14 protein-coding genes are annotated in these 12,682 nt (G+C 65.9%); 6 read left to right on the top strand and 8 right to left on the bottom strand.

The window, feature by feature from the left end; translation table 11 throughout:
- Positions 1-6 precede the first annotated feature (6 nt).
- Genes CRO07_RS01885 through flgB form a run of 4 tightly spaced genes read right to left on the bottom strand, consistent with a single transcriptional unit; the run spans position 7 to position 2,747 of the window.
- Complete coding sequence (locus CRO07_RS01885) at positions 7-1,275, bottom strand: flagellar hook protein FlgE (RefSeq protein WP_097028975.1); 1,269 nt, start codon at positions 1,273-1,275, stop codon at positions 7-9.
- Between the two features lie 41 nt (positions 1,276-1,316).
- Positions 1,317-1,988 carry a flagellar hook assembly protein FlgD gene (locus tag CRO07_RS01880; RefSeq protein ID WP_097028974.1) on the bottom strand — a complete coding sequence of 224 codons (672 nt, stop codon included), beginning with the start codon at positions 1,986-1,988 and terminating at the stop codon, positions 1,317-1,319.
- A gap of 1 nt (position 1,989) precedes the next feature.
- A complete protein-coding gene (gene flgC / locus CRO07_RS01875; protein WP_097028973.1) occupies positions 1,990-2,406 on the bottom strand; it encodes a flagellar basal body rod protein FlgC in 417 nt (138 codons plus the stop codon).
- Positions 2,406-2,747 carry a flagellar basal body rod protein FlgB gene (flgB, locus tag CRO07_RS01870; RefSeq protein WP_235840917.1) on the bottom strand — a complete coding sequence of 114 codons (342 nt, stop codon included), beginning with the start codon at positions 2,745-2,747 and terminating at the stop codon, positions 2,406-2,408. Before flgB ends, flgC begins: the two co-directional genes overlap by 1 nt.
- A gap of 140 nt (positions 2,748-2,887) precedes the next feature.
- On the opposite strand from flgB, the gene CRO07_RS01865 reads away from it, so the two are divergent.
- Positions 2,888-3,826, top strand: a complete 939-nt coding sequence (locus CRO07_RS01865; protein ID WP_097028971.1) for a hypothetical protein — start codon at positions 2,888-2,890, stop codon at positions 3,824-3,826.
- Positions 3,827-3,875: 49 nt separating this feature from the next.
- Here CRO07_RS01865 and CRO07_RS01860 read toward each other — a convergent pair whose 3' ends face one another.
- Positions 3,876-6,485 (bottom strand): hybrid sensor histidine kinase/response regulator, encoded by a 2,610-nt coding sequence (locus CRO07_RS01860; RefSeq protein WP_097028970.1) that lies wholly within the window; start codon positions 6,483-6,485, stop codon positions 3,876-3,878.
- 53 nt (positions 6,486-6,538) lie between these two features.
- Positions 6,539-7,078, bottom strand: coding sequence for a molybdopterin-dependent oxidoreductase (locus CRO07_RS01855; RefSeq protein ID WP_097028969.1), 540 nt, complete (start codon positions 7,076-7,078; stop codon positions 6,539-6,541).
- 281 nt (positions 7,079-7,359) lie between these two features.
- On the opposite strand from CRO07_RS01855, the gene CRO07_RS01850 reads away from it, so the two are divergent.
- Positions 7,360-7,992 (top strand): response regulator transcription factor, encoded by a 633-nt coding sequence (locus tag CRO07_RS01850; RefSeq protein WP_097028968.1) that lies wholly within the window; start codon positions 7,360-7,362, stop codon positions 7,990-7,992.
- A 126-nt stretch (positions 7,993-8,118) separates the two neighbouring features.
- On the top strand, positions 8,119-8,772 hold the full coding sequence (locus CRO07_RS01845; RefSeq protein ID WP_097028967.1) for a hypothetical protein: 654 nt from the start codon (positions 8,119-8,121) through the stop codon (positions 8,770-8,772).
- A gap of 168 nt (positions 8,773-8,940) precedes the next feature.
- Here the strand turns inward: CRO07_RS01845 and CRO07_RS19030 are convergent, their stop codons facing one another.
- Positions 8,941-9,036, bottom strand: coding sequence for a hypothetical protein (locus CRO07_RS19030; RefSeq protein WP_235840908.1), 96 nt, complete (start codon positions 9,034-9,036; stop codon positions 8,941-8,943).
- A 244-nt stretch (positions 9,037-9,280) separates the two neighbouring features.
- Positions 9,281-9,427 (bottom strand): DUF892 family protein, encoded by a 147-nt coding sequence (locus tag CRO07_RS19025; protein ID WP_235840907.1) that lies wholly within the window; start codon positions 9,425-9,427, stop codon positions 9,281-9,283.
- Positions 9,428-9,573: 146 nt separating this feature from the next.
- Here CRO07_RS19025 and CRO07_RS01835 point away from each other — a divergent pair, with 146 nt between their 5' ends.
- From CRO07_RS01835 to CRO07_RS01825, 3 genes are all read left to right on the top strand, one after another.
- Positions 9,574-10,260 carry an HAD family hydrolase gene (locus CRO07_RS01835; protein ID WP_097028966.1) on the top strand — a complete coding sequence of 229 codons (687 nt, stop codon included), beginning with the start codon at positions 9,574-9,576 and terminating at the stop codon, positions 10,258-10,260.
- Positions 10,257-11,210: a sugar-binding transcriptional regulator gene (locus CRO07_RS01830; RefSeq protein ID WP_097028965.1), complete on the top strand. Its 954-nt coding sequence runs from the start codon at positions 10,257-10,259 to the stop codon at positions 11,208-11,210. Before CRO07_RS01835 ends, CRO07_RS01830 begins: the two co-directional genes overlap by 4 nt.
- 106 nt (positions 11,211-11,316) lie before the next feature.
- Complete coding sequence (locus CRO07_RS01825) at positions 11,317-12,627, top strand: ABC transporter substrate-binding protein (protein ID WP_097028964.1); 1,311 nt, start codon at positions 11,317-11,319, stop codon at positions 12,625-12,627.
- The last annotated feature ends 55 nt before the right edge of the window (positions 12,628-12,682 follow it).

The raw sequence follows: 12,682 nt of genomic DNA, 5'->3' as shown, positions 1-12,682 counted from the left end.
CCTGCCTTAGCTGCGGATGTTCATGATCGTCTGCATCAGCGAATTCGAGGTCTCAAGCGCCTTGGCCGAGGCCTGATAGTTGCGCTGCGCGGTGATGAGGTGGACCAGTTCCTCGGTCAGGTCGACGTTGGCGTGTTCCAGCGCGCCGGCACGGATGATGCCGAAGCCCGAATCCCCCGCGGTGCCTGCAACCGGCTGGCCCGAATCCGCGGTGGCGGCAAAGCCCGAGGCCCCCAGCGCCCGCAGCGCCTGCGGGTTGGCGAAGGTCACCAGCACCACCTGCCCCATCGCCACCGGAATGCCCGCGCCATAGGCTGCCCAGACGGTGCCGCTGGAATCGACCTCGAGGCTGGTCAGGGCGGCGGCGCTTTTGCCGTCCTGCGCGACGGTGTTCACTTCGAAGCTGCGGTCGGCCAGCACGGTTCCGGCCAGTTGCAATGTATAGGGCTTGCCCATCCCCGAGGTGAAGCTTTGCTGTCCCGTGCCGATCAGCGTGCCGGTGGCGTCAAAGCTCAGGTCGCCTTCGGCCGGGGTCATCACCTCTCCGCCGACCACAAGGCGAAGCGCCCAGCCGGTTTCGGGGGTCAGCGCGTCGGGATTGGCGGTCTTGATGAAATAGGCCGCCGCCTCGACGGCATTGCCGTTGGCGTCAAAGACCGGAACGGCGGTGACGGCGGCATAGGTGGTGGGGTTGGCCGGATCGAAGGCGTCCACGGGCGGCACCGCGCCCTGCTGGCCCAGCATCGCACCATCGGTCGGCAGATCCACCGTCATCACGATGCTGCCCGTCGCGACCGGCGCCCCCATGGTCAGCGGGATCTTCAGGGGTTGGGCAGTGCCCGGCACCTGGCTCAGCGCGTCGCCTTCAACGCTGACCGGCCATGCCAGCAGGCTTTGCCCCGACGCATTCACCGCCACCCCGTCCGCATTCAACCCGAAGGCGCCCGCGCGGGTATAGATCGGTTCGGGCTTGGCCGAATTCGGACCGACCGCCGGTTCGCAGGCGAAGAAGCCCTGCCCCTCGACCGCCAGATCCAGCGTGTTGCCGGTGGCCACGACCGAGCCCTGCCCGAATTGCATCGCGGTGCGCAGCGTCTGCACCCCCGAGCCCACGGCGGTCCGCGCGATGCTGTAGGGCGAGGCGTTGAACACATCCGCGAATTCGGCCCGGCTGCCGCGGAAGCCGATGGTGCCCACGTTGGCGATGTTGTGCGAGGTGGCGGCGATATCGTGCTGGGCGGCGGCAAGGCCCGACAGGGCGGTGTTGATCGACATGGGAAGGCTCCGGTTGCGGGCGTTTCAGCAGTGGGGCGGGATCAGCGGAAAGAGGTGATGGCGTTGGCGTTGACGGTGCCCTTGTCCTCGACATCGAGAACGACGCTTTTGCCGTCCGCGCTGGTGCCGACGGACAGGACACGGGCGTAGACCGACGGCGCAAGCGGGGTCGAGCCGGCGGTGCCGCCGGCCGCGGTGACGCTGATACGCAGCGGCACGCGCGAACCGACCAGCGAGGCCGGCACTTCGTCCCAGCCAAAGCCGATCTGGCCTGCCTGCTGCGGCCCCAGCGTCTGGGTATGCAGAAGCGCGCCGGTGACGCTGTTGGAATAGGTGACCATCACCGCCTCGGCGGGCTCGGTCAGCACTGCCGCGCCGCTGACCGCGCCCGAGGCATCGGCGCGCACCAGCGTGCCCGGCACCAGCACGCTTTTGCCGATCAGCGAGGCAGCAGTGGCGGTGCGGAACTGCCCCATCCCGTCACCGATGCCTTGCAGGGTGGTGTTCAACTGCTCGATCCCGGCCACGGTCGAGAATTGCGCCATCTGGGCCAGAAACTCGCCGTTCTCCATCGGCTGGAACGGGTCCTGATTTTTCAACTGGGTCGTCAGCAGGGTCAGGAAGTCGTCCTGCCCCAGATTGGCGTTGCCGGTCTGGCGGGTCGCGGTCTGGACGGCCAGCCCGGTGGCGAAAGAGGTGTCGATGCTGGTCATCTTACGATCCCATGCTGGCGGTGCGCGCCATCAGCGAGCGCAGCGTGGACACCGCTTCCAGCGTGTTCTGATACTGGCGGCTGGCTTCCATCATCTCGACCATCTCTTCGTCGACCGACACGGCGGCCTCGTAGACAAAGCCTTCGGCATCGGCCTGCGGATGGTCGGGGCGAAAGACCCGGGCGGGTTCGCGATCAAGGCTGACGACCTCGGCCACGCCGGTGGTGGCAAGGCCGCTTTGGCCCATCGCATCGGCATATTCGGTTTCGAACACCGGGCGCAGCGGGCGAAAGGCGGTCTCGGCACTGCTGCTGACGGTGCCTGCGTTGGCAAGGTTGCTGGCCACCGTGTTCATGCGCACCATCTGCGCCGACAGTGCCCGGATCCCGACATCGAAGACGTTTCCGATCCCGCTCATCATTCCCCCTTGATCGCCGTCATCAGCCCCGAGATCCGGCGGTTCAGCAGCGCAAGGCTGGTCTGGTAGCGCAGGGTGTTCTCGGCGAATTCCATCTGTTCCACGGCCATCTCGACCGTGTTGCCATCCAGCGACGGCGTCACCGGATCACGGTAAAGCGCCTGTCCGCTGCCCGCAGGTCCGCCCACCGCGAAATGCCGCGACTGGCTGGTGGTCAGGCTGCCGCCGCCGGTCGCACGCGCCATCTCGGCCGCGAAATCCAGATCGCGCGCCTTGAAGTTCGGCGTCGCCGCATTGGCAATGTTGGACGTGAGCAGGTTGTTGCGCTTTTCGCGCAGCATCAGCGCATCGGCATGAAGCCCGAGATGATCGCGGATATCCGGAACCGTCACCTTTCCCTCCGTCGCGCCGCCGTGATGGCGGTATCTGGACCGGGACTTGCAAGGACGATGCCAGATGCCCGCCGCGCGAGGAGAAAGCGATGACCTCCCCCGAACCTCTGGCCCGCCACCCGGCGATCGACCGCGCCGCCCGCGCGGTTCTGGCGGCGCTTGGCACGCTTGACCGGGCCGAGGCGCTGGCGCGGTTGGAACGGATTTACAGCGCCACCCTGCCCGGTCCGCGCCGCCGCGCGCTGCTGGCGGCGCGGCTGGCGCTTTTGCGCGGTGCGCCGTTGATCTTTGAGCCGCCCGCGCCAGAGCCGGCCCCGGTCGAGCCCGAAGCCCTGCCCGCGCCCGAACCGGAACCGCTGCCCGAACCGCAGCCCCCGGCGAAGCCCGCGCCAAAGCCTGCCCCGAAGCCGGTCGAGATCCCGAAGGTGGATTTTGCGGCGATGATGTCGCTGTTTGCCGAGTTCGACCCCAAGGATGAGGGTCAACCCGCACCCGAAGACCTCGACGAGCCTGCGGACGACCCCGAAACTGACGACGCCCCCGAAGGAGAGCGGGACGAAGGCTGGACCCGCATCCGCCTGACCGAAGACGGCCCGCGCGGCCCCGGTCATTTCCCGAAAGGCGGCGTGCTGTCGGTGCGGCTTGAGGATGCGGCGCGACTGCTGATCGCCGGGATCGCGGAAGAACTTGACGACCCGATCCCCCTGCCGGCCACCGAAGACGACATGGACCCGGAACAGACCAGCCCCGCCGAGGTTCCGGCGGCCGCCGGAACCCCGTTCAAGATCACCTTCCCGGAAGACCCCGAGGACGAAGGCCCCAAGCCCTTCAAGGTCACCTTCCCGGACGATCCCGACGAAGGCCCCAAGCCCTTCAAGGTCACCTTCCCGGACGATCCCGAGGACGACGGCCCCAAGCCCTTCAAGGTCACCTTCCCGGACGATCCCGATGAGGCAGAGCCGGCACCGGCGCGAAAGCCGACTCAGCGGCGGGCGCGCAAGAAGAAGGCGTCAGAGGCGGGTGAGTGATGGCCGCGCGCCGGGCGTTTGCCCGGCGGCGGACGGCGCGACCACCGGATCAGGCGTGCGTGGCCGTCTTCAGCGCGGCCGCCGTCGCATCGATTGCGCCGGGCAGCGCCTCGAGTGCGACCTCGGCCGCGGGCAGATTGTCGGTCGCCGAGGCGGTCTCGTAGCCCGAAAGAACGCGGTGGATCGCAACCAGCCCCACCGCCGCCGCGGCACCCGCCGCGCGATGCGCCAGCTTTGCCGCCGCCGCATGGTTGCCTTCGTCGTGCAGACGGTGCATCTCGGCCAGCGCGGCAGCGGCTTCGTTCAGCACGCGGCCGCTCATCGAGGCGATGTAATCCGGGCCAAGGTTGCCGATCAGATCGGCGCGCAGTTCCTCGTCGATCAAGGGCAGGCCCTGCGCGTCCGGATCGTCGGCGATCAGATCGTCATCGGCGCAGGCAATGCCATCGGTCTGCTGGCGGATCGCGCGGAACAGCGCGGCGCGGGTGATGGGCTTCACCAGAACGTCATTCATGCCCGCCGCCAGAAAGCCCGGCACATGTTCAGGGTCGGCGTGCGCGGTTGCGCCCACGATCGGCGTTGCATGGGACAGACCGCCGCCGTCCCGGATCTGCCGCGTCGCGTCCAGCCCATCCACGCGCGGCATGCTGACATCCATCAGGATCAGGTCGAACCGGCGGCTGGCGGCGACCTCGACCGCCTCGGCGCCGTCTTCGGCCAGTGTCACCTCATGGCCGGCCATGCGCAGGATCTCGGCCATGAGCTGACGGTTGATCGCATTGTCCTCGGCCACCAGAATCGACCGCGAGGGCGCCGGCGCCCCTGCCACATCCTCATCGCATTCGTCGTCGGCAATATCCTCGTCATGGGCCAACGCCATCGTCACCTGAAGCGTGAACACCGAGCCAAGCCCCAGCTTGCTTTGCACGCTGATCCGCCCGCCCATGGTTTCCGCCGCCAGCTTGGCGATGCCCAGACCAAGGCCCGTCCCTTCGCGGATGCGGCCATAGGACGAATCCAGCGTCTCGAAATTCTTGAAGATCGTGTCCAGATGTTCCTCGGCGATGCCGATGCCAGTATCGCTGACATGGATCGAAAACACGCAAGTGCCGGCAACATCGCCGGGCCGGACCAGCATCTCGATCGAGATCTTGCCGTTGTCGGTGAATTTGATCGCATTGCCGATCAGGTTATACATCACCCGCAGGAACAGATGGCGCGGCGCGATCACCCGCGGCACACCCTCTTTCGGGGTCATGAACCACAGCTTGTTGCCACGCTTGGCCGCCTGCGGCTGGTTCTGGCGGATCAGCCCCTCGATCACCTCGACGGGCGAGAAGGACGAACAGGAATAGCTGGCGCCGTCGCGGTCCGAAAGCCGCGTCAGTTCCAGCACGTTGTTCACCTGATCCAGCGCCGCCGTGCCGCAGCTCATGATGATATCGGTCAACCAGCGTTGGCGCTCGCTCAGATCGGTCGAGGTCTGAAGCAGGTCTGATGCCGCCATCAACCCGTTCAGCGGCGTGCGCATTTCGTGGCTCATCACCGCAAGGAAGCGCGACTTGGCCTCTTCGCCCTTCAGCGCGTCGTTGCGGGCCTTCTTCAGGTTTTCCTCGCGTTCAAGCCGTTCCGAGATGTCGCGGATGAAGGCGATGAAGAACGGGTCTTTCGCCGCACCCTGCGCCTGCGCCACGCTGACCTCGATCGGGAAGGTCGATCCGTCGGTGCGTTGTGCCATCATGGTGATGCGCCCGTCGGTGCCGGCGGGCAGAAGGTCCGGTTCGCCTTCGCGGCGCGGGCGCAGCAGGCTGCCGCCCTCGTCGTTGCGGATGTAGTCCACGAAACTGGCGCCGCGCGCGGCCTCGGGCTGCCAGCGGAACATGTCAAGGGCGGCCTGGTTGCATTCCACCACCCGCCCCATGTGATCCAGCACCACCACCGCATCCAGCGAGGATTCAATGGTGGCCCGCAGATTGTGGACCGACCGTTCCAGCAGCACGCCGCGGCGGCGGCGGGTGTTGCTTTGCACGATCACCACCACGATCAGCACCGCCATCAGCGCCAGCAACCCAAGCGAGGCCAGCGCAAACTGCTGAAGCGACAGGCGCAGGTTGGCGCGATGTTCGTCGGCGTGCCGCATCACCGTGCTCAGCGTGGCGACAACGCCCTCGCGCACGATCCGCGTTTCGGTCTCAAGCTGGTCGATCATGCGGGGAAGGCTGGCGCGAAGCTGCGCATCGGTGCCGTCGATTACCGGAATCCAAAGATCGAAAAAGCCCCCCGGGCGGTCGAACCGCGGCAGCACCTTGTCGATCAGCCCGGCAATCACCTCGGGTTCCGATCCGCGGATGATTTCGACCCGACTGTAAAGGATGTCGAACTTTTGCCGAACCGTTTCCAGCCGGTCGGGATCGTCGGGACGCAACTCGGCCAGTTGCACCGCCGAGGAAAGGTTCAGAATGTCCACCTCAAGCTGCGCCAGAACCCAGGTGCGGTTGTCGAGATGGGCAACCCGGTTCGCTTCCAGCTGGTGGTCGATGTCGGAAAAGATGAACAGCGCCCCGATCAGCGTCGAAAGCCCGACCACAAGGATCATCCCCATGCGCAAGAACGGCTCGAACCGGCCGCCGCGGGTATGATCCTGCGCTTCGGAGAACATGACCTTTACGTCCGCTCCCCGTTCGGTCCGTCCCGATTTTCGGGACGGCACGCTCATTTTTTGACTGTCAGCCGGTCAAGCTGCCAGATGCTGCGACCGTAGATCACCTCGGACCGATAGGCTTCGTCAGAATCGAACGGATAGACCACCCACAGCGGCCCCTTCTCGCGGCGCGAGAACCGGGCGCCATCCATGTGATAGGCGATGATCGGCGCCGTGTCGGTGATCGACCCAACCGGGATCTCGACCGAATAGTCGTTGATCGCGCGGGCCGAAACCGATGTGGCGCCGGTCGCGCCCAGATGCGCAAGCACGGCCTTCAGCGGAACGCCAGAAAATTCGTGAACGCCCTCGGTCCAGACCGTCGAGGTGCGAAAGGTCACCTCGGGCAAGGATTGCAGCATCTCCATGTCGAAAGCGGCCTTGCCTTCGACATTGGTCACGGAGATGGCGCCGTCCACCGTCAGAACCGGCCTGTCCGCGGGCGAGCGCAGATCCTGCGCCACAACCGGAGCAGCCAGAAGAACGACACTTGTGACTGTCGCAGCAATGCAACGGAAATGAGTCGCCCAGTCAAGCGGATGAAACGACATTCAAAGCCTCCGACCAGGAACATGTCGCGAGATGAGTAACAGACCTTTCCAGAGCAGACATCACCGCTTAAGAATGTCTTAACATACTTTCGTATAGATTTGCCGCAAACCAATGTCACGCAAGAGACGCGGGAGTGTGCAGTGTCTCTATTCCCCTTGTCAAATCCGCAATTTTTAGGATGTGTGCAACCCACAGGCGAAGGATGTATACTTTGTAAGTCCATCATTCGCACGATCACCCCTCGACGCAGGGATGCGAGAGACACGGAAGCGAGAGTACCATGACCCAGACGCCCCTGAAACTTAGCGTTCTCATCGCAGACGATCACGAGATGGTGGTCGAGATGTTCTCGCTTTTCCTGACCGCCTCATCCGAGATGACCGTCAAGACCGCAAAAAGCCTGGATGAGGCGCTGGAGCGGATCAAGGAGCACGGTCCCTTCGACGTGACGCTGCTTGATCTGAACATGCCGGGCATGAACGGGGTGGCGGGACTGGTGCGGGCGATCAAGATGTCGGCGGGCAAGCCGGTGGCGATCCTGACCTCGAACCCGACGCCGCGGATGGTGGACGAGATCCTTGCCGCCGGCGCCTCCGGGATCGTGCTGAAGACCACGCCGGTCCGCAGCCTGGGCAATGCGATCCGTTTCATGTATGCGGGCGAGCACTACCTGCCGCTGGAACTGGCGCGCGACCGCCGGCAGGGCGGCGACACCTCGGGCGGGCGGCTGACCGAAAAAGAGATGCTGGTGATGTCCTATCTGGCCGAAGGGCGCCAGAACAAGGAGATCGCCCATGGCCTGAACCTGGCCGAGCCGACGATCAAGATGCATGTGAAATCGATCTGCAAGAAGCTGGGCGCGACAAACCGCACGCAGGCGGTGGTGACCGCGCGCAATCTGGGAATCATCTGACCCGGCCGGTGGCCGGAAAGCACGCCAGAGCGGGGGGCTGTGAAGCGCGCGCGCAATCCGGGGGCGTCCGAACGGGGCGGTGGCCCGTTTCTTGCACCGCTGTCCCGACGGGCTGAGGAGCGGCGGATGGGCTACAGCGGAGCGGAACTCAACAGCGGTGCGGAACGGCTGGCGGAGATGGCCGGCGAGGCGCGGCGGCGGGCGGGCAGCAACTATCTGCTCGACAATCGCTGGTTTCCGCCGGATGCCTATGTGCGCGGCAGCGCCAGCGTGCTGGACGAGGACCAGATCCTTGCGGTGATCGTGATGCCGGCCGGGCGCGGGTGGATCGTCGACATCGTGCTGAAAGACCGCGAAAGCGAGACGGTCTTCCCCTCTCTGCCGGCCTTCGTACGCGATGAGACCGAGGCGCGCGACAAGGCGTTCATCTGCCTGTGCGCGCTTTACCAGACCATCTTCGCCCGCCGCGTCGCCGAAAAGGGCGACGGTGGCCTGACGGCGCGGACCTTCGACCTGATGGGGCACGAGATCCGCGTCACCGCCGCGATGCAGGTGCGGGCCGGGCTGCTGCTGGACTATTTCGGCGGCACCGACGAGGCCGAAAGCCCCTTGGCGCGGCTGCGAATCGCGGTGGCGCCCTATGTGACCGCGGCCGGATTTGCCGCCGACCGTTGGCGTCAGGCCAAACCGGCAGAGCGGGCGCTGGTCTATTTCTATGCCGCGGCACTTCTGCGTGACGGCACCAGCGCGCTGGCGCTGCCCGAGGTTGCGTCGCACTGAGGCGGGACCGGCCATGTGGTCGCGCGACCGGGGCGCTGCCCCGGACCCCGGGATATTTGGGCCAGAATGAAAGGGGCAGTGCCCCAGCCCAGCAGTGCCGCCCCGGAGCCTGGATATTCGGGCTGGGATGAAGGGGGGATCTGGTTCCCGATGTCATGGCAGGCGCTGTCAGGCGGCGCGGTTCAGCCGGGATTGAGCCAGTTTCGTCAACTTCTGGTCGGCCGCCGTTTCTTTGGCCAGCGTTTCTTGCAGGATCTTCGACACCTCGCTGTGGCCCGGTTCCTTGGACCAGGGGATCGGGGTGCCGTAGCGTATATCTCGTAATGTTCGACCGCCTGCGCCGCGGCGGCCAGGGCGGCTTCGCGAACGGCCGGATCGGCGATGTCGGCGGCGATCTCGCGTCGATCGTGGGGCGGGTCGTGGTCCTGGGGGGCTGACCGAGCCGCGAGAACACCTTTTCCAGCCGCGCGACATGGTCGTGTGTTACCTTCAGGTGGCTTTCAAAGCCTTAGCGCAGCGTGGCGTCGCAAGCCTTGCCCGCCATCTTCGGCAGGGCGTTTTCAATCTGTTTTTCGGCGTCGTAGATGTCTTGCAGCAGATGGGTGAAAAGATCGTCCATCGAGCCGATGTGCTTCGAGACCGAGGCCATGGGCATTCTTGTTCATGGTGGTTGCGAACGGGCCGCGGCCGGTTCCGTGCCGGGGCGGCCGCACAACCGGCAAGGCGGGGCAATGGTCCCGGCATCGACTTGGCCTTTCTTGCGGCTTTACTCGGCAAGGCACGCTCGCCTAGGGTCGGCGCATGGATATCGGGCTTGTCATTTTCGACTGCGATGGCGTTCTGATCGATTCCGAGGTGCTTGCCGTCGCCACGCTGATCGAGGCGTTGCAGCCCCTTGGCGTACGGATCGACGAGGCTTTCGTGCATCGGCATTTTCTGGGCCGTGGCTTTCCCGTCATTCGCGAGGTGTTGGCCGAGCGGTTCGGCGTCCTGCTGCCCGATGGGTTCGAGGCGGCCTATCGCGGGCGGCTGAGCGAGGTGTTCGCGGCCGGGCTGAGGCCCGTTCCCGGCGTGATCGAGACGGTGCGGGCGCTGAGAGTGCCCTATTGCCTTGCCACATCGAGCGCGCCCGAGCGGCTGGCGGTATCGTTGCGGATCGCGGGGCTGGCACCGCTGTTCGAGAGCTGCTGTTTCACCGCAAGCCAGGTGGCGCGGGGCAAGCCTGCGCCGGACCTGTTCCTGCTGGCTGCGGCCGGGATGGGCGTTGCGCCCGCGCGCTGTCTGGTGATCGAGGACACGCTGCCCGGCTTGCGTGCCGGGCTGGCGGCCGGGATGCAGGTCTGGCGGTTCATCGGCGGCAGCCATTTCCGGGGGGCGGTTCCGGACGAGCCGGCGGACTGCCGCCCGCACCGGCGGTTCGCCTGTTTCACCGAATTCTTTGATCTGGCGCCGGGTCTGCGCCGCGCCAGGTGCGGGGCCCTGCCATGATCGACCGACCCGAGACCGAGCCCACGCCACTGGATGATGCCGCCCGAGCGGGCTGGCTTTATTATGTCGCAGGCCTGACGCAGGATCAGATCGCGCGCGAGTTGGGCACGTCGCGCCAGCGCGCACAGCGGCTGGTCAGCCGTGCCATCTCCGAGCGGCTGATCCATGTGCGGCTGGAGCATCGCGTCTCGGGGTGTCTGCGACTGGAGGCGGAGCTGGCCCGGCGCTTCGGGTTGAAGCTGGCACGGGTGGCGCCCTCGCTGGGGGTGGGGGTCGACCCCCTGCCCTCGATCGCGCCCACCGCCGCCGCCGAGATCGAGCGTGTGCTGCGCGCGGCCGAGCCGCAGGTGATCGCCTTTGGCACCGGGCGCAGCCTGCGCGCGACGGTCGAAGAGATGACCTCGATGGAATGCGAGCAGCACAAGATCGTGTCGCTGAACGGCAATATCTCGGCTGATGGTTCGGCCAGCTATTATGACGTGATCTTCCGCATCGCGGACCGCGTGCGGGCGCCGCATTATCCGATGCCGATGCCGGTCATTGCCCAGAGCACCGAGGAACGCGAACTGTTCCATTCGCTGAAACCCGTGCAGTCGGTGTTGCGGCTGGCGCGCGACGCCGATGTGACCTTTGTCGGCATCGGCCAGATGAGCGATGACGCGCCGCTGTTGAAGGACGGCTTCATCACCGCCGACGAATTGCGCGCGATGCAGGCGTTGGGGGCGGCCGGAGAGGTCGCGGGCTGGGTCTACGATTCGGACGGCCACTATCTTGAGACCAGCCTGAACCAGCGTGTCGCCGGCGTCCGGGTCGAGGTCGGAGAGGGCCGGATGGCGGTGGCCATTGCCGGTGGCACGCCGAAGCTGGTCGCGCTGGCGGCCGGGCTGAAGGGCCGCCTTTTCAATGGCCTGATTACCGACGAGCTGACCGCCCGCGCGCTGCTGGCCTGACCCCTGCCCCGAAGCCGCGAAAAACCCGTTGACAGTTTGTTGCGGGTTGATGAGTAATTGTTCGCGACCTGAGTTAATGCTCAGCCGTCGCACAGGGAGGATACCGATGACCTACAGCTTCCGCGCCCTGATGGGCGCGTGCGCTGTGGCTGCGATTTCGACAGCCGCCGCCGCCGAAACCATCACCGTCGCCACAGTGAACAACGGCGACATGATCCGGATGCAGGGCCTGATGGCCGAGTTCAACGCCCGGCACCCCGACATTCAGGTCGAATGGGTCACGCTGGAAGAAAACGTGCTGCGCCAGAAGGTCACCACCGACATCGCCACCAAGGGCGGGCAGTTCGACGTGCTGACCATCGGCACCTACGAGGTTCCGATCTGGGGCAAGCAGGGCTGGCTGGTCAGCCTGAACGACCTACCGCCGGACTATGATGCCGACGACATCCTGCCCGCGATCCGGAACGGCCTGACCGTCGACGGCGAGCTTTATGCCGCGCCCTTCTATGGCGAAAGCTCGATGATCATGTATCGCACCGATCTGATGGAGAAGGCCGGGCTGACGATGCCCGACGCCCCCTCGTGGGCGTTCGTCAAGGAAGCTGCCGCAAAGATGACCGACAAGGATGCCGAGGTTTATGGCATCTGCCTGCGCGGCAAGGCCGGCTGGGGCGAGAACATGGCCTTCCTGTCGGCCATGGCCAACAGCTATGGCACAAGCTGGTTCGACATGGACTGGAAGCCGCAGTTCGACAGCGAGGGCTGGAAGGCCGCGCTGACCGATTATCTCGACATGATGACGAACTACGGCCCGCCCGGCGCGTCGAACAACGGGTTCAACGAAAACCTCGCGCTGTTCCAGCAGGGCAAGTGCGGCATGTGGATCGATGCGACGGTGGCGGCCTCGTTCGTGACCAACCCGCACGACTCGACGGTGGCCGACAAGGTGGGCTTCGCGCTGGCGCCCGATACCGGCAAGGGCAAGCGGTCGAACTGGCTTTGGGCGTGGAACCTTGCGATCCCGGCCGGCTCGCAGAAGGTGGACGCGGCCAGGACCTTCGTCGCCTGGGCGACCTCGAAGGACTATGCCGAACTGGTGGCCTCGAAAGAGGGCTGGGCCAACGTGCCGCCGGGCACCCGCACCTCGCTTTACGAGAACCCGGAATATCAGAAGGTGCCGTTCGCAAAGATGACGCTGGACAGCATCAACGCGGCAGATCCGACCAACCCGGCTGTCGATCCGGTGCCGTATGTCGGCATCCAGTTCGTCGCGATCCCCGAGTTTCAGGGCATCGGCACCGCGGTGGGCCAGCAGTTTTCGGCCGCGCTTGCCGGCTCGATGACGGCCGAGGCGGCGCTGGAAGCGGCGCAGGCCTTCACCACGCGCGAGATGACCCGCGCGGGCTATATCAAGTAAGATCCTCGCACCGCGGGCCGGAACCGATCCCTCCGGCCTGCGGACCTTCCCTTCC

The organism is Cereibacter ovatus (assembly GCF_900207575.1).
GTDB lineage: Bacteria > Pseudomonadota > Alphaproteobacteria > Rhodobacterales > Rhodobacteraceae > Cereibacter_A > Cereibacter_A ovatus.
Note: the sequence above shows the minus strand (reverse complement) of the source record. Positions and strands in the feature narration are given on the sequence as shown.